Here is a 24,555-nt window from a genome sequence, read left to right on the forward strand (position 1 = left end):
TGAACTGACCCCCAATAGTTGGACGGTTCGTTCAGCCGGCGCCCAAGGCCTGAGTCCTGTACTGTACGGGGCTCAGGCCTTTTAGTTTCAGCCTGATGCGCTCGTGGTTGTAGTAATGGATGTAACGATCGAGGCCTTGCTGCAACTGCTCAACCGTATCGAACCGGTTCAGGTGGAAATACTCGGCCTTCAGGGTGCCGAAGAAGCTCTCCATGGCGGCATTGTCCAAGCAGTTGCCCTTGCGTGACATGCTCTGGGTCAGCGCCTGTCCTGCCAACAGGGCGCGATAGGTGGGATGCTGGTAATGCCACCCCTGATCGGAATGCAGCAGTGGCCGGTCCGAGTGCTTCAAGCGGGCAAAGGCCTGCTGCAGCATGTGCTTCACCAGTGAGAGTACGGGACGCCTGCTGGTCTGATAGGCGACGATCTCGCCGTTGTAGAGATCCATGATGGGGGACAGATACAGCTTCTGTCCGTCGACGTTGAACTCCGTGATGTCGGTCACCCACTTCTGATTCGGTCCTTCTGCCTGAAACTGCCGGTCGAGTACGTTGGGAGCCACATGTCCCACTGCTCCTCGGTAGGCGCGATACCGCTTTGGGCGAACCAGGGACTTCAAGCCCAGCTGTTGCATCAAGCGCTGGACGGCCTTGTGGTTGATCACTTCACCTGCCTGCCGTAGGGCAGCAGTGATGCGGCGATAACCATAGCGCCCTTTGTGGCTATCGTAGATCGCCCGGATACGCGCCTTCAGGGGCGCGCACTGATCGTCAGCGCCCAGGGCCTTGAGCTGGTAGTAGAACGTGCTGCGCGGTAGCTCTGCCGCACGCAGCAGCAGAGCCAGCGAATGCTCGTGCCTTAACCCTTGGACGGCTTGGGCTTTCTGCCCTGCGTTGCCGCCTGCTTCTCCCGGATCAAGGCATCGAGCTTTTTTAGATAGGCGTTCTCCGCCCGCAGATACGCCAACTCTTTGAGCAACTCCTCATGAGAGCGCTCTTCATCAGGTGGGGGTGGTGGTGAAGGCGGCTTTTTGACCATCGGGCGGCGTCCCTTTCGCTTTGGCGATAACGCAGTCAGGCCACCACTATGGTACTGCTGCTCCCATATGCCAATAGCGGCATCTCCGCGAATATCGAACAGGGTGGCAGCCTGCCGGCGTGACAAGCCATCTCGCCACATTCTCTCGAGTACCGCCAGCTTGAAGGCAGCACTGTAGTGACTGTACTTCTTGCCTAGCCCCGGCGCGCCATGCTGGCGGTAGCGTTCCCGCCATTTACGCACCAGGGAATGGTCAAGGCGATGCTGGCGAGCCACCTCGCGTAGGCTAGTGTCCTCATGCAAACACTGCTGCACCACTAGCAGCTTGAACCACTCGTCGTATCGATTGCTCATAGAAACACCCCGAGGGTTGGATTAGGTGTCCAACTTTCGGGGTGCAGTTCAATGACATCCGGTGGGGCTCTTGGCTCGGCGCTCTCGGCTATGCGCCTAGAGCTTGAACTCTGGCAGCTTGCGTTCGGTCTTGGCGCGCTTGAGGTGGGCGACCTTCGGCAGGCCGTTCTCGAACGGCGGGAAGTCCTCGCCCTGGATCAGCGGCGAGAGGTACTGGCGGCACGCCTCGGTGATCCCGAAACCGTCCTCGCGGATGTACTCCCGGGGCATGAACTTCTCGCGGTTGGCGACCTCGGCCAGCGGCGCGGCCTCGATGCGCCAGGCGTAGGGGGCGTCGGAGATGCGCTTGATCGCCGGCATCATGGCGTTCTTGCCGTCGAGCGCCAGTTCCACGGCCTTCTCGCCCACCGCGTAGGCCTGGTCGACATCGGTCTTCGAGGCCAGGTGGCGGGCGGCACGTTGCAGGTAGTCGGCCACCGCCCAGTGGTACTTGTAGCCCAGGTCCTGCTTGACCATGCCGGCCAGCGTCGGCGCCACGCCGCCCAGCTGGCGGTGGCCGAAGGCGTCGGTGTTGCCGGAGTCGGCGAGGAAGGTGCCGTCCTCGTAGCGGGCGCCCTCGGAGACCACGATCACGCAGTAGCCGTACTTCCGCACCGCCTCCTCGACCCGGGTCATCACCCTGGCGCGGTCGAAGGGCACCTCGGGGAAGATCACCAGGTGGGGCGGCTCGCCCTCGCCGTTGCCGGCCAGGGCGCCGGCGGCGGCAATCCAGCCGGCGTGGCGGCCCATCACCTCGAGCACGAACACCTTGGTGGAGGTGGCGCACATGGAGGCGATGTCCAGCGAGGCCTCCAGGGTCGAGGTGGCGATGTACTTGGCCACGCTGCCGAAGCCCGGCGAGTTGTCGGTGATCGGCAGGTCGTTGTCCACGGTCTTGGGCACGTGGATGGCGGTCAGCGGATAGCCCAGCTTCTCGGAGAGCTGTGAGACCTTGAGGCAGGTGTCGGCGCTGTCGCCGCCGCCGTTGTAGAAGAAGTAGCGGATATCGTGGGCCTTGAACACCTCGATCAGCCGCTCGTACTGGGCGCGGTGACTCTCGATGTCCTTGAGCTTGTAGCGACAGGAGCCGAAGGCGCCGCCCGGGGTGTGGCGCAGGGCGGCGATGGTGTCGTCGGACTCCTGGCTGACGTCGATCAGGTCCTCGGTCAGGGCGCCGATGATGCCGTTGTGGCCGGCATAGACCTTGCCGATGCGGTCCGGGTGGCGGCGGCAGGCCTCGATCACGCCGCAGGCGCTGGCGTTGATCACGGCGGTGACGCCGCCGGACTGGGCGTAGAAGGCGTTGTGCTGGGCCATGGGGCTTTCCTGCTCCTGGGTAGCGTCAAGGAATCACTGAATAGAGGCGTGGGCAACCGCGGCGTCGGCCTATTCGGTGATTCCTTCGGGGTTCGAAAGGGGTCTGATTCTAGCCGAAAGCGGCATGGGCTGCATCTGCGCGGTCACGGGGTCCAAGAGGGCTTGTGCCCCGGCCGCGACGGTACCCGCTGGAGCGCGCCGCGGGCGCCATGCTAGTCTCCCGTGACCGCGCCGCGGCCTGCGGCGGCACGATGCAGTCGGAGACAGCATGCACCTTCACATTCTCGGCATCTGCGGCACCTTCATGGGTAGCCTGGCGCTGCTGGCCCGCGAACTGGGCCTCACGGTCAGTGGCTCGGATGCCAATGTCTATCCCCCCATGAGCACCCAACTCGAGGAGGCCGGCATCCATCTGGCCGAGGGCTACGCGGCCGCCAATCTCACGCCACGCCCCGACCTGGTGGTGGTCGGCAACGCCCTCTCCCGGGGCAACCCCGAGGTCGAGGCGCTGCTCGACCGGGGGCTGCCCTATGTCTCGGGTCCCCAGTGGCTCGCCGAGCATGTCCTGGCCGGGCGGCAGGTCATCGCCGTGGCCGGGACCCACGGCAAGACCACCACGGCGAGCCTGCTGGCCTGGCTGCTGGAATCCGCCGGCCTCGCGCCGGGCTTCCTGATCGGCGGCGTGCCGCGAAACTTCGGCGTCTCGGCGCGTCTCGGGGCCCATGACGCCCCCTTCGTGGTCGAGGCCGACGAGTACGACACGGCGTTCTTCGACAAGCGCTCCAAGTTCGTCCACTACCGCCCCGAGATCGCCATCCTCGGCAATCTCGAGTTCGACCATGCGGATATCTTCCCCGATCTGGCCGCCATCGAGCGGCAGTTCCACCACCTGGTGCGCACCGTGCCCGGCCGTGGCCGGCTGCTGGTGGCCGACGGCGAACCGGCGCTGGACCGGGTGCTCGAGCAGGGCTGCTGGACGCCGGTCGTGCGCTTCGGCGGTGAGGCCTCCAGCCCCTGGCGGCTGGCGCTCGAGCGCGAGGATGGCTCGCGCTTCCGGGTGATCCACCAGCAGGACGAGGCGGATGAGGACGCCGTGGTCGACTGGCCGTTGACCGGCGCCTACAACGCCCGCAATGCTCTGGCCGCGCTGGCGGCAGCACACGCCTGCGGGGTCGACCTGGCACGGGGCTGCGCGGCGCTGTCGCGCTTCGAGTCCCCACGGCGGCGCCAGGAGCTGCGTGGCGAGGTGGCCGGGATCCAGGTGATCGACGACTTCGCCCACCACCCCACGGCCATCGCCGCCACCCTGGAGGGGCTGCGCGCCGCCACCACCCGCGGCCGGCTGCTGGCGGTGGTCGAGCCACGCTCCAATACCATGCGCCTGGGCACCCTGCGGGATCGCCTCGCCGCCAGCGTCGGCGCCGCCGATGCCGCCTTCTGGTACCAGCCCCCGGGGCTCGACTGGTCGCTGGCGCCGCTGCTCGCGGCGAGCCCCGTGGTGGCCCACCTGCACGAGGACCTCGACGCCCTGGTCGATGCCCTGGTGACCGAGGCGCGGCCGTTCGATCGCATCGTGGTGATGTCCAACGGCGGTTTCGGCGGCATCCACGAGAAGCTGCTCGCCGCCCTGGAGGCCGCCCATGGCTGACGACCTGCGAGCACCGGTCACGGTGGCCATCACCGGCGCCTCCGGGGCCCAGTACGGCCTGCGCCTGATCGAGGCGCTGGTGGCGGCCGACCACGCGGTGTGGGTGATGATCTCCAAGGCCGCCCACCTGGTGGTCAGTACCGAGACCGATACCGACCTGCCGGCCCGCCCGCAGCGGCTGGCCGAGGCACTGACCGCGCGCAGCGGCGCGGCTCCCGGCCAGATCCGCTGCTTCGGACGTGAGGACTGGATGGCGCCGGTGGCGTCGGGGTCGGGGGCGCCGTCGGCGATGGTGATCTGTCCCTGCTCCACCGGCACCCTCTCGGCGGTGGCCACCGGCGCCAGCAACAACCTGATCGAGCGCGCCGCCGACGTGGCGCTCAAGGAGCGTCGCCGGTTGATCCTGGTGCCTCGGGAGACGCCCTTCTCGGCGATCCATCTCGAGCACATGCTGAGCCTGGCCCGCATGGGGGCGGTGATCCTGCCGGCGGCGCCGGGGTTCTACCATCAGCCGAAGCACATCGACGACTTGATCGACTTCATCGTCGCGCGGATCCTCAACCAGTTGGGGATCGAGCACCGCCTGATGCCGCGCTGGGGCGAGTGATGGGGAGGCTTCCGGCGCGGGAGCCGTCACGGTGGTGTCATTCGCTCCCGCCAGGCTGGGCGCACAAGGACGAGGCCTTCGATGATGATCAAGCTGTCGCTGCTGTCGGTCTTCGTGCCGACCTTCCTGCTGGTGTCGCTGACCCCCGGCATGTGCATGACGCTCTCCATGGTGCTGGGGATGACCCAGGGCGTGAAACGGACCCTGTGGATGATGGCCGGCGAACTGGTCGGCGTGGGCCTGGTGGCCGCCGCCGCCGGTGCCGGGGTGGCCACGCTGATGCTGCGTCAGCCGGAGCTGTTCGCGCTGTTCAAGTGGGTGGGCGGCGCCTACCTGGGGTATCTGGGGGTGATGATGTGGCGCTCCCGGGGGCGCATGGCGATTCCCCTCGAGAGCGTCGAGTTGCCGCCGGCCTCCCGCGGTCAGCTGGCGCTGCAGGGTTTTCTCACCGCGGTGGCCAATCCCAAGGGCTGGGCCTTCTTCGTGGCCCTGTTGCCGCCCTTCCTCGACGCCTCGCGGGCGCTGGCCGGCCAGCTCGGCGTGCTGATCGCGGTGATACTGACCATCGAGTTCCTCTGCCTGCTGCTCTACGCCGCCGGCGGGCGCAGCCTGCGCCGACTGCTCGGCGAGAGTGACAACGTGCGCCTGCTCAACCGTCTCGCGGGATCGCTGATGGTCGGCGTCGGGGTGTGGCTGGCCCTGGGATAGGGGCCTAGACGGGCGGTAGCCAGGCGACCCGGGCGCCGACCAGGACCAGCGAAGCGGCAGCGAGCCACGACCAGGGGCAGGGGGCGAGTGGCGGATGGGGCCTCTGCTGCCAGGCCAGGTGCACCAGGGCGCAGACCACCAGGCCGAGCAGGGCGCCGCCGACCAGGTCGCTGAGCCAGTGCACGCCGATCACCAGCCGCGAGAGCGCCATGGGGACGACGAGCAAGATCGCCCCCCAGTAGACCCAGTGGCGCTGTCGGTGGGGCAGCTCATGGGCGATGAAGGCGGCGGCCAGGCCGGCCACGACCACGGCGGTGGAGGCGTGGGCACTGGGATAGGCCAGGGAGCCGGTCAGGTAGTCCGGTGCATCGGGGCGGTCGCGACCGATCAGCGCCTTGCCCAGGGTATTGAGCAGCGCGATGCCGCCGAGCCCGGCGGCGATGTGCAGGAAGGCCGCCAGGTGGCGCTTCCACAGCAGCCAGAGCCCCCAGGGCAGCACCAGGGCCAGCACCCCGTAGGTGTCGCCGACCCGGGCGAGCGTCTGGCCGGCACGCGCCAGGGCGGGGGAGGCCAGGGCCGCGAAGAGCGAGTCGACGCGCAGGTCCACCTCCAGCGGGCCATGCTGCTGGATCACCATCAGGGTCCAGCCCGAGAGGGCGCCCAGGGCGAGGATCAGCAGCAGCCAGCTGGCCAGCGGCACCTCGCCCTGCCCCCGCCAGCTCTGGGCCAGCCAGAAGCGCCGCATCACCGGGTGGCGCCGCGCGCCGTTGGCCGCCAGGCGATAGAGGCGCCCGGTGCGGGTGACCTGCTGGCGCAGCCAGGAGAACACCACCGCCAGTGCCACCAGCAGCACGGCCAGGGCGATCAACCAGGTCTCGATACCCTCCGGCAGGTCGAGTAGCCGTTGCCAGGTGTGTCCCAGCAGGTAGCCGGGCAGTACATAGGCGGGAGCCCACAGGACCGCCGAGGCGAGGTTGGCCCAGAGGAAGGCTCGCGGCGACATGTGCAGCATGCCGGCGATCAACGGCACCATGGGGCGCACCGGGCCGACGAAGCGACCGAAGAACACCGACAGGCTGCCGTAGCGCCGGAAGAAGCGGGCGCCCCGGGCCAGCCACTCCGGGTGGTGGGAGAGGGGCCACTGGCGAGTCACCCTTTCGCGCTGGGTGTAGCCCAGCAGGAAGCTCGCGCCGTCACCCACCACGGCGCCGACGAAGGCGACCGCGAGGACCGCCGCCAGGGCGATCTCCTGATGGCCGGCCAGGGAGGCGGCGGCAGTGATCAGCACGACGCCGGGCACCAGCAGGCCGACCAGGGCCAGGGACTCGACCAGGGCGATGGCGGCGATGAGCAGCAGCAGCAGGGTGGGGGAAGGGGTCAACTGATAGAGGGTATCCGCAAGGCTCAAGAGAACGCTCCGTGGTCGGCGGCAAGGAATCAGATCTCGGCCAGGCGCTGGGTTCGGGTCTGCAGGCGCTGCTCGAAGTGTTCCGGAGATTCGCGGCGTTGCAGCAGGCAGAGTGTCATGCGGGTCTCGATCGGGCCGATCTCCAGCAGTACCGTCCGCTGCAGCGACTGTTCGAGGCGCTGGCGCACCAGCATGGCGCCGTTCTCGCTGGTGTCGGGCAGTACCAGCCAGAAGTCGGCCGGTCCTTCCCGGCCCAGCAGGTCATGGTCGCGGCAGCGCTTGTCGACCTCCCGGCAGACGGCGTCGAGCAGGGCCTGTCGGACCCTGGAGCCGAACTGCTCGCCGGCCATGTCGAACTGAGGCAGGTGGAGCAGCAGTACCGCCAGGCGCTGGTCCAGCAGTTCGGCACGCTCGCACTCGCTGTGCAGCCGGTCGTGAAGGGTTTCGCGGTTGGTGGCGGGGCAGTCCGGGTCGCGTGGGTCGGTGGCCCGCAGCAAGGCCTGTTGACGCAGGAATTCCCAGGGCGTCAGGCCGGCCACCACCACCAGGGCCAGGTAGCTCAGCGTCAGGTCGCGATCGAGATGTTCGTCGCCGACCAGAATCAGCCAGATCGGCACCAGCATGACGTTGAGCAGCATGGCTGGCCCCAGCGGCAGCAGCAGCAGGGTGAGCACCGCCGGCAGGCCCAGCCACAGGGGCGCAAGCGACGCCTGCTGGGGTAGCTCAACGGCGATCAGCAGGTAGCCGCAGATCAGCACCAGATAGGCCGAGAGCCTCCCGTGGTCGTCCTGGCCCAGGCGCAGCAGGGCGGCGAGCAGCATCAACGGGGTCAGTAACACCGGGAGCAGGATACTCGGATAGTCGCCCATCAGGTAGAGCCACAGGGCATGGCCGAGCAACAGCAGGGCACCGGTGCTGTAGACCAGGGCATGCAACCGCGCGGGGCGTGGCTCAATCATGCTCGAGCCCTCGGATCACGGCCATGGGTGGCTGCTGTCGCTCCAGGGCGCGGCATTCGTCGCCGAGCGACTCGACCCGGGACAGGGCGGTGACGCGCAACCGAGCCGTCGTGTCGAGGTCTCTCAGCAGCCGGTTGCGGCGCTGCTCGGCCTGCTCGGCATCGCGACTGAGCAGCAGTGTCGCCAGGGTGCGGCGGTCGAGGTGATAGCAGTTCTCGAAGCTGCGGGTGAACCGGCAGAGCCGGCGGGCGAGTGGCCAGAGCTGGCCGGGTGAGGTCTGGAGTATCAACAGCTCGGCATGAACGCCCTCGCGCCGGGCTCGTGCCCGTTCGCGTATCAGGTCGTGGGAGAGCTGGTTCCGGGGCCAGAGGCGCAGCCCCGGGATCAGGCGCATGCGGCGCCGGTCCGGGCCGCGTAGCGGCTGCAGGTCACGGCTGCGGACCAGGCCGAGGAGCAACAGGCCGGCCAGGACCAATCCCGAGAGAGTGGCTTGTTCCAGGCCCATCCTGTCCAGCAGCGACCACCAGGTGAGGCCGGCGAGCAGGACGTTGAGCGCCGCCATCCAGGCGGGCTGGGGCAGCATGATCAGGACCGCCCACGCCCATAGCCAGATCAGGTAGCGATCGGGGGCCACCCACAACAGGGCAGCCAGCAGCAGGCTGGGCAGCAACTGCCACGGCACCATGGCCGGGCGGCGATGGCTGAATTCCAGCAGCGCGGCGGTTACCCCCAGCCAGCCCGTCGCCAGCCACAGGAGCAGGGCCTCGGGGAGGGTGGGGGCGGCGGGGGCGAGCAACGCCAGCAACAGTGCCGCGGCCAGCAGGTTGCCTCGCAGCAGGCCGATTTTGTACTTGCTCTGCATGGTGGCTTACTATGAATCCCTTCCCGGTTTTCCGCACAGTATAACGCCGGTGTCGTCCCTGTCTCTCGGCGACACCGGCCTCAGGAGACACTCTACGGCATGACTGCGCACGCCTCCCACTCCGATTCGTCCTCTGTCCTGGCTGCCGGTACCGAGGGTATCGGCGATATCGATACCTACATGGTGCGCCTCGGCCAGGCGGCCCGTACCGCCGCCACCGCGATGCGCCGCACCGCCACCGGGGCCAAGAACGCCGCGCTGCTGGCCATGGCCGAGCGGCTCATCGAGGCGCGCGCCGAGCTGCTCGCCGCCAATGCCCGCGATCTGGCGCGGGGACAGGAGAGCGGCCTGGACGCCGCGCTGCTCGAGCGACTGGCGTTGGACGACAGGCGTATCGACGCCATGGTCGAGGGGCTCAATCAGGTCGCGGCGTTGCCGGATCCGGTGGGCGAGATCGATGGCCTGCGTTCGCGACCCAGCGGCATCCAGGTGGGCCAGATGCGGGTGCCGCTGGGGGTCATCGGCATCATCTACGAGTCGCGGCCCAACGTCACCCTGGAAGCCGCCAGTCTCTGTCTCAAGTCCGGTAACGCCTGCATCCTGCGCGGCGGTTCCGAGGCCCGCGAGTCGAACGCCGCCATCGCCGGCTGCATTCGTGCCGGGCTCGCCGATGCCGGGCTGCCCGAGGGCGCGGTACAGGTGGTGGCGACCACCGACCGCGCCGCCGTGGGCCGCCTGATCGCCATGCCCGAGTATGTCGACGTGATCATTCCGCGGGGTGGCAAGTCGCTGATCGAGCGCATCTCTCGCGAGGCGCGGGTACCGGTGATCAAGCACCTGGACGGGGTCTGCCACGTCTACATCGATGCCACCGCCGATCCGCAGAAGGCGCTGGCCATCGCGGTGAACGCCAAGACCCATCGCTACGGCACCTGCAACACCATGGAGACCCTGCTCGTGGACGCGCCGGTGGCCGAGGCGCTGTTGCCGAAGCTGGCCGCCGCCTATGCCGAGCACGGCGTCGAGCTGCGCGGCTGCGAGCGTACGTGCACCATTCTCCCCGAGGCGGTCCCCGCCACCGAGGAGGACTGGCACACCGAATACCTGGCGCCGGTGCTGGCGATCCGTGTGGTCGACGGCATGGACGCGGCGGTCGCCCATATCGAGCGCTACGGCTCGCACCACACCGATGCCATCGTCACCGAACACTACGGCCTGGCCCGCCGCTTCATGGCCGAGGTGGACTCCAGTTCGGTGATGGTCAATGCCTCGACCCGCTTCGCCGACGGCTTCGAGTACGGCCTGGGCGCCGAGATCGGCATCTCCACCGACAAGCTCCACGCCCGTGGCCCGGTGGGCCTCGAAGGGCTCACCACCCGCAAGTACATCGTCCTCGGTGACGGCCAGGTTCGCCAGTGACGCCCGAGACGTCGCGTCGACTGCCGGTGCGAGCCGGCGACCCGCCGCCGCGGGTGGCCATGCTCGGCGGCACCTTCGACCCGGTGCACCTGGGCCACCTGCGCAGCGCCGTGGAGCTTCGCGAGGCGCTCGCCCTCGACCGGGTGCACATGATTCCCGCCAGCACGCCGCCGCTGCGGGGCGAGCCGCATGTCGCGCCCGCCGAGCGTCTCGCGCTGCTGCGCCTGGGTATCGGCGACACCCCGGGGCTCATCGCCGATCCTCGCGAACTGTGCAGGGACGGCCCCTCCTACAGCGCCGATACCCTGGCCTCGCTACGCGGCGAGCTCGGCGAGCGGGCCCGCCTGGTGATGGCGCTGGGCCACGACGCCTTCCGGCGCCTGGCCGACTGGCACGAGCCCGAGCAGCTCTTCGAGTTGGCCCATGTGGTGGTGATCGACCGCCCCGACTTCGAGGCGCCGCTGCCGGCGGCGCTGAAGGCGCTGCTCGCCGGGCGCGAGGTCGGCTCCCCTGAGGCGCTGATGGCCCGGCCGGCGGGAGCGCTGCTGCGTCTGGCGCTGCCCTCGCGCATGGCGATCTCGGCCACCGAGGTGCGTCGGCGCCTGGCGGCGGGGCGCAGCGTGCGCTACCTGCTGCCCGAGGCAGTGGAGGCGCGCATCCTCGCCCATGGCTTCTATTCCGGTTCCTGAGAGCAGCCGCAACCCGGTACAATGACGGTAACCACGATTTCGCTTCAACGAGGGGCTGACACGAAGGGCTATGCAAATCGACGCACTCAAGACTCTGGCGGTGGACGCGCTGGAGGAACTCAAGGCCAGGGACATCAGCCTGATGGATGTCTCGCGCCTGACCAGCGTGACCGACCTGATGGTGATCGCCAGTGGCACCTCCACTCGCCATGTGGCGGCGCTGGCCGGCAACGTGGTCGAGAAGGCCAAGGCCGGCGGCGTCCAGCCGCTGGGCGTCGAGGGCGAGAACGGTGCCGACTGGGTGCTGGTGGATCTCGGCGACCTGGTGGTCCACGTGATGCTGCCCGAGACCCGCCAGCTCTATGATCTCGAGCGCCTCTGGGCCGACCTGCCCAGCGATGCGGAGGTGCGCGGTTCGCGTAGCGGAGGCGAGGCGGGCGGCGCATGAGGGTCCGCCTGCTGGCGGTGGGGACCCGCATGCCGGGCTGGGTGACCCAGGGCGTCGAGGAGTACCGCAAGCGGTTGCCCCGTGACTTCACGCTGGAGGTGGAGGAGATCGCTCCCGGGCAGCGCGGCAAGAATGCCGACGTGACCAGGGCGGTCGCCCTCGAGGCCGAGCGACTCCGGGCCCGGCTGAGGGGCGACGAGTGGGTGGTGGCCCTGGAGGTGGGCGGCAAGCCGTGGAGCACCGAGCAGTTGGCCCGGGAGGCCGAGGCGTGGCGTCTCGAGGGGCGTGACGTGGTCCTGCTGGTGGGTGGACCGGACGGCCTCGAGCCGTCGCTCTCGGCCGCCGCCGACCAGCGCTGGTCGCTGTCGCCGTTGACCCTGCCCCATCCGCTGGTGCGCATCCTGCTCGCCGAGCAGCTCTATCGCGCCTGGACCCTGCTGGTGGGGCATCCCTATCACCGTTGAGCCGTCCCCGACCCGCGAAGGTGTCCCTGTAACCGATATCAGCCCGCCTCCGTGCGAGGCGTCTGCCGAGGCCATTGCCGAGAATGCGTGAGCGACGCGACACCCTGAAGAATCCCGAGCAGGAACTGCGCATCTTTCGCGTGCGCTCGCTGCTGGCGGTGCTGCTGGTCTTCGTCATGACCGGTCTGCTGATGGGGCGGCTGGTCTACCTGCAGGTGGTGCAGCATGAGGTCTACAGCACCCGCTCGGAGAAGAACCGGGTCCGGGTGGAGCCGCTGCCGCCGACCCGCGGGCTGATCTACGACCGCAACGGCGCGCTGCTGGCCGAGAACCGTCCCACCTACAACCTCACCCTGGTGCGGGAGCGGGTCGACGACCTGGACGCCACTCTGGCCCTGCTGGTGCGTCTCCTCGAGCTGCCCGACGAGGAGGCCGAGGCCTTCCGGGTGCGATCGCGCCAGCGCCAACGCCCCTTTCAGCCGGCGCTGTTGATGAGCGACCTCGATGAGGACCAGATCGCCCGGTTGGCGGTCAACCGGCATCGCCTGCCCGGGGTCGAGGTGGAGGCCCAGTTGCTGCGCTACTATCCGGACGCCGAGATCATGGCCCATGCGCTGGGCTACGTGGGGCGCATCAACGCCGAGGAGCTCGCGAGCCTGGACACCGGCCGCTATGCCGGCACCCACTTCATCGGCAAGACCGGTGTCGAGCGCTTCTACGAGGATGCCCTGCATGGCCAGGCGGGGCTGCGCAAGGTCGAGACCAACGCCCGCGGCCGGGTGCTGCGCGAGCTCGGTCGCACCGACCCGGTGCCGGGACAGAACCTGACCCTGACCCTCGACAAGGAGCTGCAGCGGCTTGCCTATGAACTGCTCGACGGTCGGCGCGGCTCCATCGTCGCCATCGCGCCCGCGACCGGCGAGATCCTGGCCATGGTCTCGGTGCCGGGGTTCGACAGCAACCAGTTCGTCACCGGCATCGACGTGGCCTCCTACCGGGCGCTGCAGGAGGACATCGACCTGCCGCTGTTCAACCGCGCCATCCGTGGCCAGTATCCGCCGGGGTCGACCATCAAGCCCTTCCTGGCCCTGGCCGGCCTGGTCGAGGGGGAGATCACCCCGGACAAGACCATCTTCGATCCGGGGTACTACCAGTTGCCCAACGATTCGCGGCGCTACCGCAACTGGTTGCGCTGGGGGCATGGCCGGGTCGACATGGAGCGCTCCATCGCCGTCTCCAACAACACCTATTACTACTCGCTGGCCCACGACATGGGCATCGACCGGCTACACGACAACATGAGTGCCTTCGGCTTCGGCCAGCGGGTCGCCCACGACGTCTTCGGCGAGAGCACCGCCCTGATGCCGTCGCGGGACTGGAAGCGCGGCCGCTTCAACCAGCCCTGGTATCCCGGCGAGACCCTGTCGGTGGGGATCGGCCAGGGCTACTGGCAGGTGACGCCGCTGCAGCTGGCCACCGCTACCGCGGTGCTCGCCAACCGGGGACAGTGGGTCAAGCCGCGGTTGGCGCGGCGCATCGGAGAGGAGGAGGTGCCGCGGGAACTGCCCGAGACCCCGCCGGACATCACCCTGGCCACCGACGGCTGGTGGGACAAGGTGTTCTCCGGCATGGAGAAGGTGCTCAGCGGCAGCGAAGGCACGGCGCGGCGCACCGGGGTGGGGCTCGAGTATCGCATGGGGGGCAAGTCGGGCACCGCCCAGGTCTTCTCGCTGGGGCAGGACCAGCGCTACGACGCCGATGAGCTCGCCGAGAGGCTACGCGACCATGCCCTGTTCATGGCCTTCGCGCCGCTTGACGAGCCACAGATCGCCGTGTCGGTGATCGTCGAGAACGCCGGGGGCGGCAGTACCCATGCGGCGCACCTGGCACGTGCCATGACCGACGCCTGGCTGCTGGACGACGAGGCGCTAGACGTCGAGGAGATTCGAGAAGAGATGGAGAACGACGATGCTCGCGTGGCGGGGAACTGACCCATGGCAATGATCGACCTGTCGCGGGTGCTGCGTCCCCACCCGGTGCGGCCCCCGGCCAGTGGCATCGCCCGCAGGCGCGGTGTCTGGGAGCGCGTGCACCTGGACCCCTGGCTGCTGGCCATGTTGCTGGTGCTGATGGCGTCCGGGCTGGCGGTGATGTACAGCGCCAGTGGCCAGCGGCTCGATGTGGTGATCGCCCAGGGTATTCGTTTCGGGGTGGCGCTGGTGGTGATGCTGCTGCTGGCTCAGCTCTCGACCACCACGCTGCTGCGCTGGGCACTGCCCGTCTATGTCGTCGGCCTGTTGATGCTGGTGGCGGTGGAACTGGTGGGTGACATGGGAATGGGCGCCCAGCGCTGGCTGGTGATCCCCGGGGTGATCCGCTTCCAGCCGTCGGAATTGATGAAGCTGGCGATGCCGCTGATGGTGGCAGCCTACCTCAGCCGCCGGCCGTTGCCGCCACGCCTCAAGGATCTGGCGATCTGCGCACTGCTCATCGGTGTGCCGGTGGTGCTGATCGCCAAGCAGCCCGACCTGGGCACCTCGCTGCTGGTGGCCACGGCGGCGGTCTTCGTGGTGCTGCTGGCCGGGCTCTCCTGGCGCTTCATCGCCGTGCTGGCCGGTCTGGTGACGGCGGCCCTGCCGGTGCTGTGGATGAGCCTGCACAACTACCAGCGCCAGCGGGTGCTGACCTTCCTCGATCCCAACAGCGACCCACTGGGGTCGGGCTGGAACATCATCCAGTCGACCACCGCCATCGGCAGCGGTGGGCTGTTCGGCAAGGGCTGGCTGCAGGGCACCCAGTCTCAGCTCGAGTTCCTGCCGGAGCGACACACCGATTTCATCGTCGCGGTACTCGGCGAGGAGTTCGGGCTGGCCGGCATGCTGGCGGTGCTGGTGCTCTACCTGCTGATCATCAGCCGTGGCCTGTGGCTGGCCGCCGGTGCCCAGGACACCTTCGGGCGCCTGCTGGCCGGGAGCATCGTCCTGACCTTCTTCATCTACGTGTTCGTCAACGTGGGCATGGTCAGCGGCATCCTGCCGGTGGTCGGGGTGCCGCTGCCGCTGGTCAGTTATGGCGGCACCTCCGGCGTGACCTTGCTGGCCGGTTTCGGTATTCTCATGGCCATTCACGCTCACCGTAGGTTGCTGCCGCGCTAGCCGCCGGCGCAGGAGAGGGCAAGAGAATGACGGTGTCCCGTTTTCAAGGACCGAGGAAGGGCCTGGCCGTGATCGCCTGTGCCGGATTGTCGTTGCAGGTGCTGGGCGCCCAGGCTGCCGTGGATTTCGATCCCGCCCGCCACGCCGAGGTGGGCGCACTGGTCGAGGAGCTCGCCGAAAGAGGCATCGAGCGCGACTGGCTCGAGGCGGCCATGCGAGACGCCGCCTTCCAGCAGGGCGTGCTGGATGCCATGGAGGGCGCCGCCGAGCGCCGCCTGCGCTGGGACGAGTATCGCGAGATCTTCCTGCAGCCCGAGCGCATCGCTCGTGGGGTGGCCTTCATCGAGGCCCATCGCGACGCCTTCGCGCGCGCCGAGGCCCAGTACGGCGTGCCCGCCGAGGTGATCGCCGCCATCATCGGCGTCGAGACCAGTTATGGCCGCTTCACCGGCCGTCATCGGGTGCTCGATTCGCTCTCCACCCTGGCCTTCCACCATCCGGTGCGCGGTGCCTTCTTTCGTGGCGAACTGGCGGCCTTCCTGGAGATCACCCGCGAGCAGGGGGTCGATCCCGGTAGTCTCGATGGCTCCTACGCGGGCGCCATGGGCTATCCGCAGTTCATCCCCACCAGCTACCGCGCCTATGCGGTCGACTTCGACGGTGACGGCATCCGCGATCTCTGGACCAATCCGGTCGATGCCATCGGTAGCGTGGGCAACTATTTCGCCGAGCACGGCTGGCAGGGTGGCGAGCCGATCTATGCCGAGGCCGAGGGGCCAGAGGTACTGCCCGACGAGGTCGAGTTCAACCTCACCCGACCGCCCTACGCCGAGGTCGAGACGCTGCGCCGGGCGGGCATCCAGCCGCGGGGCGAGCTCGACGACGGGCAGCCGGTGGTGCCACTGGCCCTCGACCACGCCGACGACGTCCTTCGCTATCGTCTCGGCCACGAGAATTTCTATGTGATCACCCGCTACAATCACAGCCACCTCTATGCCATGGCGGTGACCGAGCTGGCCGAGGCGATCCGTGACGCCCAGGCGCTCGAGGCGGTCCCCCTGAGGCCCCGTGGCGATGAAGCGGAGGGGCGCTCATGAAGGCCTGGCCGGGAGCACTAGCCGTCGTGTTGCTGCTGGCCGGCTGTGCCGGCGGTGGCGGACCCCAACCAACCGGCGAGCACGGGGCCGCCGCGCCGGCGGCGTCCACCGGGAGCGGCGAACGTTACGCCATGTCCGGCGACGCCTATCCCGAGGAGCCGCCGGACGTCAGCGAGGTGCCCGATGCGGTACCGCGTATCGAACCTCCATCCCGGGGCGGGAACCGGCCCACCTACGAGGTATGGGGCAAGACCTATCGGGTGCTGCCCGACGCCCGCGGCTATACCCGCCAGGGCACGGCGTCCTGGTACGGCGAGAAGTTCCATGGTTACGCCACCTCCAATGGCGAGATCTACGACATGTACAAGATGAGTGCCGCGCATCGCTCGCTGCCACTGCCCAGCTTCGTGCGGGTGACCAGTCTCGACAACGGCAATTCGGTGATCGTGCGCGTCAACGATCGCGGCCCCTTCCACAGCGACCGCGAGATCGATCTCTCCTACGCCGCCGCCACGCGCCTCGATATCCTCGGCCGCGGCACCGGGCGAGTGAAGGTGGAGGCCATCGATATCGAGCGCTGGCTGGCCGAGAACGGGGCGGGCGGCGCTCCGTCGGGCGGCGCGGCGCAGGATAACGGTGCCGGACGCCAGGCGACCTCGGTACGGGTCGCCGAGCCGGCCCGCGAGTCCGCCGCCGTGGCCGCCGCTGCCCCGGTGGAGCGAGCCGAGACACGCGCTGCGACCGGCGACAGTGGTGCGCCGGAGACCGCGGATGGCCGCCCCGCGGAACGCCGCCCGGCGGATGGCCGCCCCATCTACCTGCAGATCGCCGCCCTCGGCTCCGGCGAGAGTGCCCAGGCCCTCAAGGCCCGGCTGCAGCAAGAGTTGTCCCATCCGGTGCGAGTGGCGAGTACCGCCGGCCTGCACCGTGTGCAGGTGGGGCCACTCGCCCATGCCGGCCAGGTCGACCCGGTGCGTGACGAGTTGCGTCGTGCCGGTTTCGACCAGGCTTTCGTCGTCAACGGTGCCGATTGAGTCGGCACTCCAGTATCATGATGCCCCCGATGTCCCTGATGAGATTCTCCCCCATGAGAGTGTTGCCCTCGCTTCTCCACCGTCGCTGCTTCCCGGTGCTGCTGGTCCTGCTGATGCTGGCCGCCCCCCAGGCCCTGGCGCAGGCCGTGCCCGCGCCTCAAACCATGATCCCGGCGGCCCCCCAGCTGGCGGCCAAGTCGTGGTTCCTGATGGATGCCGACAGTGGGCGGGTACTGGTGGAGCATAACGCCGACGAGCGACTGCCGCCGGCCAGCCTGACCAAGCTGATGACGGCCTATCTGGTAGAGCGCGAGCTGCACCGTGGCAACATCACCATGGATGACATGGTGCAGGTCAGCGAGAATGCCTGGCGCACGGGTGGTTCCAAGATGTTCATCGAGGTCGGCACCCAGGTGCCGATCCACGAACTGCTCCACGGCATCATCATCGCCTCTGGCAACGACGCGAGCGTTGCCGTGGCCGAGCACCTCGCCGGCGGCGAAGCCCCCTTCGCCGACCTGATGAACCAGCATGCCACCCGCCTGGGGATGCACAACACCAACTACGCCAACGCCACCGGCCTGCCGCACCCCGAACAGTACTCCTCGGCCCGGGACCTGACCCTGCTGGCCCAGCACATCATCAACGACTATCCCGAGCACTATGCCGTCTACGCGGAGAAGTACTTCACCTACAACGATATCCGCCAGCCCAACCGCAACCGGCTGTTGTGGCGTGATCCCACCGTCGACGGCCTCAAGACCGGCTGGACCACCGAGGCCGGCTACGGCCTGGTGGCCTCGGCCAAGCGCGATGACATGCGACTGATCTCCGCCGTGATGGGCACCAACTCCGAGGAGTCTCGTGCCCAGGAGACCCAGAAGCTGCTCAGCTATGGCTTCCGCTACTTCGAGACCCTCAAGCTCTATGACCGGGGGGCGGTCCTCAACACCCCGCGGGTCTGGGGGGGCGACAAGAACGAGCTGCGGGTGGGCGTCGATGACGACGTGCAGATGACGGTGCCGCGTGCGCGCAACGATCAGCTCACCGCACGCCTGGACATCCGTGCCGATATCGAAGCCCCTATCCAGGCCGGAGACAATGTCGGGGTGATGGAGGTTCGCCTCGGTGACGAGGTGGTCGGCGAGCGGTCGCTGGTCGCCCTGGAGAGCATCGAGGAGGGTGGCCTGTTCAAGCGCCTGTTCGACCGCGTGCATCGGTTCTTCAGTAACCTGATAGGGGGCTGGTTCGACTGAGCGAACCTTGGTGGATGGCCATTGGTTGAGTAGAATGGTCGGGTATTCTGTTTCTGGGGTGATCGATGAACGACAAGACCCTGCGTGACCTGCGCCGGCCCTCCACCGCCGAGCCCAAGCCTGGCGGTCGGCCGCCGAAGATCACCTTCCCCTGCCGCTATCCGCTCAAGGTCGTGGGCGATGCCGCCGAGGACTTCGCTGCTACCGTCTGCCAGGTGGTCAGCCGCCACGACTCGGAGTTCGACGGCAGCCGGCTCGAGGTGGTGGCGAGCCGCAACGGCCGCTTCCAGTCGGTGCGTCTCACCATTCGCGCCACCGGCGAGGAGCAGCTCAAGGCGCTGTTCGTCGACCTCAAGGCTACCGGCCGCGTGCATATGGTGGTCTGATGCCGGCAGTCGGAGCGCTACCTCCCATCGTCGTCCACCGGCTCGGGCGGCAGCCCTATCTGCCGGTCTGGCAGGCCATGCGCGAGCTCACCGATACGCGCGATGCCACCACGGTTGACCAGTTCTGGCTGGTCGAGCACGATCCGGTGTTCACCCAGGGGCAGGCCGGCAAGCCCGAGCATCTGTTGATGCCCGGCGACATCCCGGTGGTGGCCACCGACCGCGGTGGCCAGGTGACCTACCACGGCCCGGGGCAGGTCGTGCTCTACCCGTTGCTCGACGTGCGTCGCGCCCGGGTCGGCGTGCGCGACCTGGTGACGGCGCTCGAGAAGGCGGTGATCGCCCTGCTCGACGGTTACGGCGTGGTGTCGCGGGCACGGCCCGACGCCCCCGGTGTCTATGTGGGGGAGGCCAAGATCGCCTCCCTGGGGCTGCGTATCCGGCGCGGGGCGAGCTTCCACGGCGTGGCGTTGAACGTCGATGGCGACCTGTCACCCTTCGAACGCATCAACCCCTGCGGTTATGCCGGCATGGCCATGACGCGGCTGGCCGACCTGGTCGACGATTGCCCCGGCGTCGAGGCGGTGGGCGAACGCCTGGCCGAGTGCCTGGCGAAGGAGTTGGGGCGGGAGCTGGTCGTTGCCTCGGATCGTGCTTTCCCGGCGACAGGTCCCGAAGTGTCGGACCATCGCGGAGGCGCTGTGGACCCCTCCCTGGGCGCTACATTCTTCATCCCTGAAGAATGACCTCCGCTCCGACCTATCCCCGGCGCCGCTTGCGTCGGGGTTTCGGGGCCGGGATCGCGAGCGCAAGTTCCGTCCACTCAAACTGCGCTCAGCGGTATGGGCACTAGCCGACGTTGACGGCGTCGATGCGGTTGGGGTCGGCTTCCTGGCCCGGCACCTCGGCGGGGGCGGCGAGCCCGAGGTTGTTCTTCTCGAACACCCGGTCGGCCCGGTAGCTGGAGCGTACCAGCGGGCCGGAGGGGACCTCCATGAAGCCCTTCTCGAGGCCCAGGGTCCGGTAGCGGTCGAACTCCTCCGGGGTGACCCAGCGCTCGACCGGCAGGTGGTTGCGCGTCGGCCGCAGGTATTGTCCCAGGGTCACGATGTCCACGCCGATGGCGCGCAGGTCATCGAAGGTCGCCAGGATCTCCTCCTCGGTCTCGCCCAGGCCGAGCATCAGGCTGGTCTTGGTGATGACCTCGGGACGATGCCGCTTGGCATGCGCCAGGACGTCCAGGGTCTTGCGGTAGCCGGCCCGGGGATCCCGCACCCGCTCGGTGAGGCGCTCGACGGTCTCGACGTTCTGGGCGAACACCTCGAGGCCCGAATCGACGACGCGCTCGATGGCCGCCGGTTCACCGTCGAAGTCCGGGGTCAGGGCCTCGACGACCACCTCCGGGGTATGGGTCTTGATGGCGCGGATGCAGGACGCATAGTGTGCCGCACCGCCGTCGGAGAGGTCGTCGCGGTCCACGGAGGTCAGCACCACGTAGCGCAGCCCCATGAGCTCGACCGACTTGGCGGTGTTCTCCGGCTCCTCGCCGTCGAGCCAGCCCCGCGGGTTGCCGGTATCCACCGCGCAGAAGCGGCAGGCCCGGGTGCAGACCGAACCCATCAGCATGATGGTGGCGGTGCCATTGCTCCAGCATTCGCCCATGTTAGGACAGTGCGATTCGGCACAGACGGTGCTGAGGCGATGCGTCGCGACGTTCTTCTTCACCGCATCGAAGCGTCCCCCTCCGGGTATCTGCGCACGCAGCCAGTGGGGCTTGCGCTCGGTCGCGGGGCTCGCCTCGACCTGCTTGCGTTGCTTGATGCCATCCTTGATCACGGCCATGCCGTGTTCGTTGCGGAACTTCTCGCCGCTGGGCACTCGCTTGGAGGTGGTATCGCTCATGGGGTGTTGAGCCTCTCTACTCGCCGGCTGTCGACGTCTTGAAGATGTGGTGAGGCCGCCGCGGAATGACTGCACCGGGAGCCGCCACTGAGCTGCATGCTGCGCCAAATGATACGTTGGCTGGGAGCGTAAAGGTACCACAGCAGCTGCGACCCTGGACAGGCGGGCACGTCTCGACGGGTCGCGGCGAGCTAGTGGTCCCCGGTCAGCGGCAGGCAATCCACCCCGTGGCTGGGCAGCGGGCGGAGCGGCGCATTGAAGTGTGCGTGAAATTCGCCCAGATGCTCGCGCAGGAAACGCAGGAAGAACTCGGCGACCGGGGTGGGAAAGCGGTCGCGGGGATGGACGCTGCACCAGGAGTGCCGCAGCGGGAAGCCGGGCAGGGAGAGCTCGTCGAGCAGCCCGGCCTCGAGCTCGAGGCGAACCGCCAGACGGGGCAGCACCGCCACGCCGAGTTGCGCCATGACCCCCTGCTTGACAGCCTCGTTGGTGCCCAGTTCGATGGTGTGGGCAAGCCGGACATCCTGGGCGGCGGCCAGTTCCTCGAAGGCGCTGCGCACGCCGGAACCGGGTTCTCGCGTCAACACGTAGTGGCGGGCAAAGTCCTCCAGGGTAGGGGCCCTGGCCGTCATCAGCGGATGCCCGGGCCACACCACCGGGATCATCTCGTTGTCGAGGATCGGCATGCAGGCCAGGTCCTCGTCGATCGGTACCCGGGCCATGATCACCAGATCGTCGCACCGCTCGGCGAGTCGCTCGAGGGCCTGGCTCCGGTTGCACACCCGCAGCCGCACCTGGACGTTGGGATAGTGGGCGCGGAAGCGTGCAAGCAGGTGGGGCACCACGTACTGGGCGGTGGAGACCGCGGCGAGGTCGAGTTCGCCGCTGATGGTCCCCGCCATGTCGGAGAGCGCCATCTGCAGCCGGGAAACCTGACCGAAGATCGCCCTGGTGGAAGCGGCCAGGGCGTTGGCGGCGGGCAGCACATGCAGGGTCTTGCCGGCGTACTTGAACAGCGGCTGGCCCAGCGCCTGCTCGAGCTGGCGGATCTGCGAGCTGACCGCCGGCTGGGTGAGCCCCAGGCGTTCGGCGGCCCGCGAGTACGACTGTTGGTCGTACACGGCCTGGAATACCTGCAATTGACGGAAGGTCAGGCGATTGAGCAGCTTGGGAGTGGTCATGGTTCGTCCCGCCCGGCTGGACACCGCCGTGGCGACCTCTGATGGTCCGGGGGGCATGCTAGCATTGCCGATCCTGCCTGGGCCATCGCGGGCCGCCTCGACGATGGTGGCCCTTTCGCGGCGCAAGGATTGAACCATCGTTCAATCTCCGCTCGTCGTGTCGAGGAAGATGCGCTATATTGCAATGCAGCATTTCATCCGCGCCATGCCTGGAGACCGAAATGAACTCCCTGATGCCGACCCCCCCGACAACTGTGCTGCCCTTTGTGGATCCATTCGGTTTCGGACGCGCCGCTTGCGACTACTGGCGTGATGCCCTGGAACGCAGCGTGCTCTACATGGACGTCATGCGCCTGCGAGGCAACCAGTACCTCGAGCACATCGAGCAGACCAAGCCCAGCGTGCTGGGTTTCGAGACCGAGGTCCTGATGGACGGTCGCGAGCTTCCGCGGCCGGTGAACTACGAGCTACTGCGCATCGAGCCTCCCGAAGGGGTCGTCACCGACCCGCAGATGCGGCCCTTCGTGGTGGTCGACCCGCGTGCCGGCCATGGCCCCGGCATCGGCGGTTTCAAGCCCGACAGCGAGATCGGCATCGCGCTGCGTGCCGGTCACCCCTGCTACTTCATCGGCTTCCTGCCGTACCCGGTGCCGGGGCAGACCGTCGAGGACGTGGTCGAGGCCGAGATCGCCTTTCTGCGTCATGTCGGCGAGCGGCATCCGGAGACCTGCGAGAAGCCCATGGTGGTGGGCAATTGCCAGGCCGGATGGCAGATCATGATGGCGGCCTCGCTCGAGCCCGACCTGTTCGGTCCCATCCTGATCGCCGGGGCGCCGCTCTCCTACTGGGCCGGCGAGCACGGCCGCGCCCCGATGCGCTATACCGGTGGCATGAGCGGTGGCAGCTGGATGACCGCGCTGCTCAGCGACATGGGCGATGGCCTGTTCGACGGCGCCTTTCTGGTCCAGAACTTCGAGCGCCTGAACCCGGCGAACACCTGGTGGCACAAGCAGTATCGGCTCTACTCCCGTATCGACACCGAGGCGAGTCGCTACCTGGAGTTCGAGCGCTGGTGGGGCGGCCACGTGGTGCTGGGCGGCGAGGAGATCCAGTATATCGTCGACAACCTGTTCGTCGGCAACCGCCTCTCCACCGCCCAACTGGTGACCTCCGACGGGCGGCGCATCGACCTGCGCAACGTGCGTTCGCCGGTGGTGGTGTTCTGCTCCCGGGGCGACGACATCACGCCGCCTCCCCAGGCACTGGGCTGGGTGCGTGACCTCTACGAGGGGGTCGAGGACATCATCGCCAACGAGCAGACCATCGTCTATTGCGTTCACGACACCACCGGCCACCTGGGGATCTTCGTCTCGGGCAGTGTCTCGCGCAAGGAGCACGCCGAGTTCACCGCCAACATGGACTACATCGATGTCCTGCCGCCGGGCCTCTACGAGACCACGGTCTCCTCGGCGGCCGAGCGCAGCGATGCCGAGCTGATCGAGCGTGACTACCTGCTCGAGTTCACCCCGCGGACCGTCGAGGATCTCGACCGGGAGGTCCAGCACCGTCCCGAGGACGACACCCGCTTCGCCACCGTGGCGCGCATCTCGGAGATCAACCTGGGGCTGTACCGGTTGTTCCTGCAGCCCTGGATCCGCGCCCTGGCGACACCCGAGGCGGCGAAGTGGATGCGTCGCATGCACCCCAATCGCCTGGGCTACCGGCTGCTCTCCGATCGCAACCCCCTGATGGTGCCGGTGCCGGTGCTGGCCGAGCGGGTGCGTGCCGAGCGCCACCCGCTCGGTGAGGACAACCTCTTCCGGGTGATCGAGAGCATCGTCTCCGATCAGATCACCCGCGGCCTGAACGCCTGGCGTGACCTGCGCGACAGCAGCACCGAACGGCTGTTCCTCGACCTCTACGGTCAGCCGTTGCTGCAGGCGCTGGTCGGCCTGGGCGGCGATGCTCATGTCCATCGTCGCCGTCCGGGCGCCGAGCCCGAGCACCTGCGCTTCATCGAGCGTCGCCAGGCCGAGCTGCGCGAGCACATCGCCGAAGGTGGCCACCACGAGGCGGTGATGCGTGCCCTGATCCACGTGCTGGGCGGAGCGCCGGCCACCGACGAGCGCAATTTCAAGCGTCTGCGGACCTCTCGCAGCGAACTGGAGCCGGCCGCCAGCCTGGCCGATTTCAAACGCCTGGTACGCGATCAGTTCTTTATCCTGACGCTGGATCACCAGGCTGCCCTGGAGGCGATCCCGGCCCTGCTCGACGGGCAGACGGCTGCACAGATCGACGACCACCTGGCGCACATCGAGCACGTGCTGGCCGCCAGCGGCGAGCTCTCCGAGCATGCCGCGGATCGCTTCGAGCACATCAAGGCGTTGTTCGCCCAGGCGCGCCCGGCCACGCCGTCGCTGCCATCACCAGGGGATGCCGGTACGGCACCGGCGGCGGCCGTCAAGCCGGCGACCGCTACGGCGGCCCGGAAGACGAAGCGGGCCAAGCCCGTCGGCGGTCGTGCTCCCGAGGGGGGCGACAAGAGCTGAGTCGCGATGCCGCGCGACGACGCCCCCGCCGGGTC

The 24,555-nt window shown here is 68.3% G+C and carries 22 protein-coding genes; 15 read left to right on the top strand and 7 right to left on the bottom strand.

What is annotated here, in order from left to right; all coding sequences use genetic code 11:
- Positions 1–31: 31 nt before the first annotated feature.
- Positions 32–1,392, bottom strand: a protein-coding gene (locus tag QLQ85_RS14780; RefSeq protein ID WP_407650358.1) for an IS3 family transposase whose coding sequence is annotated in 2 segments (ribosomal slippage) — positions 32–927 and positions 927–1,392 — 1,362 coding nt in all. Because the reading frame shifts where the segments join, the coding sequence is not laid out codon by codon here.
- 96 nt (positions 1,393–1,488) lie between these two features.
- Positions 1,489–2,748, bottom strand: coding sequence for a 6-phosphofructokinase (locus tag QLQ85_RS14785; protein ID WP_282739699.1), 1,260 nt, complete (start codon positions 2,746–2,748; stop codon positions 1,489–1,491).
- Positions 2,749–3,016: 268 nt separating this feature from the next.
- Here QLQ85_RS14785 and mpl point away from each other — a divergent pair, with 268 nt between their 5' ends.
- From mpl to QLQ85_RS14800, 3 genes are all read left to right on the top strand, one after another.
- Positions 3,017–4,396 (top strand): UDP-N-acetylmuramate:L-alanyl-gamma-D-glutamyl-meso-diaminopimelate ligase, encoded by a 1,380-nt coding sequence (mpl, locus tag QLQ85_RS14790; RefSeq protein WP_282739700.1) that lies wholly within the window; start codon positions 3,017–3,019, stop codon positions 4,394–4,396.
- Positions 4,389–5,003, top strand: coding sequence for a flavin prenyltransferase UbiX (locus QLQ85_RS14795; protein WP_282739701.1), 615 nt, complete (start codon positions 4,389–4,391; stop codon positions 5,001–5,003). The genes mpl and QLQ85_RS14795 overlap by 8 nt, the downstream gene beginning before the upstream one ends.
- Positions 5,004–5,087: 84 nt before the next feature.
- On the top strand, positions 5,088–5,711 hold the full coding sequence (locus tag QLQ85_RS14800; RefSeq protein ID WP_282739753.1) for a LysE family translocator: 624 nt from the start codon (positions 5,088–5,090) through the stop codon (positions 5,709–5,711).
- A 4-nt stretch (positions 5,712–5,715) separates the two neighbouring features.
- On the opposite strand, the gene QLQ85_RS14805 is transcribed toward QLQ85_RS14800, so the two are convergent.
- From QLQ85_RS14805 to QLQ85_RS14815, 3 genes are read right to left on the bottom strand one after another with little or no spacing between them, the layout of a single operon-like run.
- The gene (locus QLQ85_RS14805; protein WP_282739702.1) at positions 5,716–7,119 is read right to left on the bottom strand and encodes a bifunctional DedA family/phosphatase PAP2 family protein; all 1,404 of its coding nucleotides are present in this window, start codon (positions 7,117–7,119) and stop codon (positions 5,716–5,718) included.
- A 29-nt stretch (positions 7,120–7,148) separates the two neighbouring features.
- On the bottom strand, positions 7,149–8,078 hold the full coding sequence (locus QLQ85_RS14810; RefSeq protein ID WP_282739703.1) for a diguanylate cyclase domain-containing protein: 930 nt from the start codon (positions 8,076–8,078) through the stop codon (positions 7,149–7,151).
- Complete coding sequence (locus tag QLQ85_RS14815; RefSeq protein WP_282739704.1) at positions 8,071–8,940, bottom strand: hypothetical protein; 870 nt, start codon at positions 8,938–8,940, stop codon at positions 8,071–8,073. Before QLQ85_RS14815 ends, QLQ85_RS14810 begins: the two co-directional genes overlap by 8 nt.
- A gap of 180 nt (positions 8,941–9,120) precedes the next feature.
- On the opposite strand from QLQ85_RS14815, the gene QLQ85_RS14820 reads away from it, so the two are divergent.
- The 11 genes from QLQ85_RS14820 to lipB all read left to right on the top strand — a co-directional run bounded on the left by QLQ85_RS14820 (position 9,121) and on the right by lipB (position 19,634).
- A complete protein-coding gene (locus tag QLQ85_RS14820; RefSeq protein ID WP_282739754.1) occupies positions 9,121–10,359 on the top strand; it encodes a glutamate-5-semialdehyde dehydrogenase in 1,239 nt (412 codons plus the stop codon).
- 59 nt (positions 10,360–10,418) lie between these two features.
- Positions 10,419–11,048, top strand: coding sequence for a nicotinate-nucleotide adenylyltransferase (gene nadD / locus QLQ85_RS14825; protein ID WP_282739755.1), 630 nt, complete (start codon positions 10,419–10,421; stop codon positions 11,046–11,048).
- A gap of 70 nt (positions 11,049–11,118) precedes the next feature.
- Positions 11,119–11,496 (top strand): ribosome silencing factor, encoded by a 378-nt coding sequence (gene rsfS, locus QLQ85_RS14830; protein WP_282739705.1) that lies wholly within the window; start codon positions 11,119–11,121, stop codon positions 11,494–11,496.
- Positions 11,493–11,960, top strand: a complete 468-nt coding sequence (rlmH, locus tag QLQ85_RS14835) for a 23S rRNA (pseudouridine(1915)-N(3))-methyltransferase RlmH (RefSeq protein ID WP_282739706.1) — start codon at positions 11,493–11,495, stop codon at positions 11,958–11,960. The genes rsfS and rlmH overlap by 4 nt, the downstream gene beginning before the upstream one ends.
- 83 nt (positions 11,961–12,043) lie before the next feature.
- On the top strand, positions 12,044–13,951 hold the full coding sequence (gene mrdA / locus QLQ85_RS14840; protein WP_282739707.1) for a penicillin-binding protein 2: 1,908 nt from the start codon (positions 12,044–12,046) through the stop codon (positions 13,949–13,951).
- A 3-nt stretch (positions 13,952–13,954) separates the two neighbouring features.
- On the top strand, positions 13,955–15,115 hold the full coding sequence (rodA, locus tag QLQ85_RS14845) for a rod shape-determining protein RodA (RefSeq protein ID WP_282739708.1): 1,161 nt from the start codon (positions 13,955–13,957) through the stop codon (positions 15,113–15,115).
- 26 nt (positions 15,116–15,141) lie between these two features.
- On the top strand, positions 15,142–16,212 hold the full coding sequence (gene mltB, locus QLQ85_RS14850; RefSeq protein ID WP_282739709.1) for a lytic murein transglycosylase B: 1,071 nt from the start codon (positions 15,142–15,144) through the stop codon (positions 16,210–16,212).
- Positions 16,209–17,246, top strand: a complete 1,038-nt coding sequence (locus QLQ85_RS14855; protein WP_282739710.1) for a septal ring lytic transglycosylase RlpA family protein — start codon at positions 16,209–16,211, stop codon at positions 17,244–17,246. The genes mltB and QLQ85_RS14855 overlap by 4 nt, the downstream gene beginning before the upstream one ends.
- Before the next feature lie 53 nt (positions 17,247–17,299).
- Positions 17,300–18,502 (top strand): D-alanyl-D-alanine carboxypeptidase family protein, encoded by a 1,203-nt coding sequence (locus QLQ85_RS14860; protein ID WP_407650396.1) that lies wholly within the window; start codon positions 17,300–17,302, stop codon positions 18,500–18,502.
- 65 nt (positions 18,503–18,567) lie between these two features.
- Complete coding sequence (locus tag QLQ85_RS14865; RefSeq protein WP_282739711.1) at positions 18,568–18,888, top strand: HP0495 family protein; 321 nt, start codon at positions 18,568–18,570, stop codon at positions 18,886–18,888.
- The gene (gene lipB, locus QLQ85_RS14870; RefSeq protein ID WP_282739712.1) at positions 18,888–19,634 is read left to right on the top strand and encodes a lipoyl(octanoyl) transferase LipB; all 747 of its coding nucleotides are present in this window, start codon (positions 18,888–18,890) and stop codon (positions 19,632–19,634) included. The genes QLQ85_RS14865 and lipB overlap by 1 nt, the downstream gene beginning before the upstream one ends.
- Positions 19,635–19,737: 103 nt before the next feature.
- On the opposite strand, the gene lipA is transcribed toward lipB, so the two are convergent.
- Together lipA and QLQ85_RS14880 are read right to left on the bottom strand one after the other, a co-directional pair.
- Positions 19,738–20,790 (bottom strand): lipoyl synthase, encoded by a 1,053-nt coding sequence (gene lipA, locus QLQ85_RS14875; RefSeq protein ID WP_282739713.1) that lies wholly within the window; start codon positions 20,788–20,790, stop codon positions 19,738–19,740.
- Positions 20,791–20,981: 191 nt separating this feature from the next.
- Positions 20,982–21,971, bottom strand: coding sequence for a LysR family transcriptional regulator (locus QLQ85_RS14880; RefSeq protein WP_282739714.1), 990 nt, complete (start codon positions 21,969–21,971; stop codon positions 20,982–20,984).
- Positions 21,972–22,192: 221 nt separating this feature from the next.
- On the opposite strand from QLQ85_RS14880, the gene QLQ85_RS14885 reads away from it, so the two are divergent.
- Positions 22,193–24,520: a DUF3141 domain-containing protein gene (locus tag QLQ85_RS14885; RefSeq protein ID WP_282739715.1), complete on the top strand. Its 2,328-nt coding sequence runs from the start codon at positions 22,193–22,195 to the stop codon at positions 24,518–24,520.
- Positions 24,521–24,555: the final 35 nt, after the last annotated feature.

It is taken from the genome of Halomonas kalidii, assembly GCF_030010475.1.
Classification (GTDB): Bacteria; Pseudomonadota; Gammaproteobacteria; order Pseudomonadales; family Halomonadaceae; genus Halomonas; species Halomonas heilongjiangensis.

Bases quoted from the DNA above. Each gene is read 5' to 3' on its own strand.
- QLQ85_RS14785 (WP_282739699.1), bottom strand. From the start codon at position 2,748: ATGGCCCAGCACAACGCCTTCTACGCCCAGTCCGGCGGCGTCACCGCC.
- mpl (WP_282739700.1), top strand. From the start codon at position 3,017: ATGCACCTTCACATTCTCGGCATCTGCGGCACCTTCATGGGTAGCCTG.
- QLQ85_RS14795 (WP_282739701.1), top strand. From the start codon at position 4,389: ATGGCTGACGACCTGCGAGCACCGGTCACGGTGGCCATCACCGGCGCC.
- QLQ85_RS14800 (WP_282739753.1), top strand. From the start codon at position 5,088: ATGATCAAGCTGTCGCTGCTGTCGGTCTTCGTGCCGACCTTCCTGCTG.
- QLQ85_RS14810 (WP_282739703.1), bottom strand. From the start codon at position 8,078: ATGATTGAGCCACGCCCCGCGCGGTTGCATGCCCTGGTCTACAGCACC.
- QLQ85_RS14815 (WP_282739704.1), bottom strand. From the start codon at position 8,940: ATGCAGAGCAAGTACAAAATCGGCCTGCTGCGAGGCAACCTGCTGGCC.
- QLQ85_RS14820 (WP_282739754.1), top strand. From the start codon at position 9,121: ATGGTGCGCCTCGGCCAGGCGGCCCGTACCGCCGCCACCGCGATGCGC.
- nadD (WP_282739755.1), top strand. From the start codon at position 10,419: ATGCTCGGCGGCACCTTCGACCCGGTGCACCTGGGCCACCTGCGCAGC.
- rsfS (WP_282739705.1), top strand. From the start codon at position 11,119: ATGCAAATCGACGCACTCAAGACTCTGGCGGTGGACGCGCTGGAGGAA.
- rlmH (WP_282739706.1), top strand. From the start codon at position 11,493: ATGAGGGTCCGCCTGCTGGCGGTGGGGACCCGCATGCCGGGCTGGGTG.
- mrdA (WP_282739707.1), top strand. From the start codon at position 12,044: ATGCGTGAGCGACGCGACACCCTGAAGAATCCCGAGCAGGAACTGCGC.
- rodA (WP_282739708.1), top strand. From the start codon at position 13,955: ATGGCAATGATCGACCTGTCGCGGGTGCTGCGTCCCCACCCGGTGCGG.
- mltB (WP_282739709.1), top strand. From the start codon at position 15,142: ATGACGGTGTCCCGTTTTCAAGGACCGAGGAAGGGCCTGGCCGTGATC.
- QLQ85_RS14855 (WP_282739710.1), top strand. From the start codon at position 16,209: ATGAAGGCCTGGCCGGGAGCACTAGCCGTCGTGTTGCTGCTGGCCGGC.
- QLQ85_RS14860 (WP_407650396.1), top strand. From the start codon at position 17,300: ATGAGAGTGTTGCCCTCGCTTCTCCACCGTCGCTGCTTCCCGGTGCTG.
- QLQ85_RS14865 (WP_282739711.1), top strand. From the start codon at position 18,568: ATGAACGACAAGACCCTGCGTGACCTGCGCCGGCCCTCCACCGCCGAG.
- lipB (WP_282739712.1), top strand. From the start codon at position 18,888: ATGCCGGCAGTCGGAGCGCTACCTCCCATCGTCGTCCACCGGCTCGGG.
- lipA (WP_282739713.1), bottom strand. From the start codon at position 20,790: ATGAGCGATACCACCTCCAAGCGAGTGCCCAGCGGCGAGAAGTTCCGC.
- QLQ85_RS14880 (WP_282739714.1), bottom strand. From the start codon at position 21,971: ATGACCACTCCCAAGCTGCTCAATCGCCTGACCTTCCGTCAATTGCAG.
- QLQ85_RS14885 (WP_282739715.1), top strand. From the start codon at position 22,193: ATGAACTCCCTGATGCCGACCCCCCCGACAACTGTGCTGCCCTTTGTG.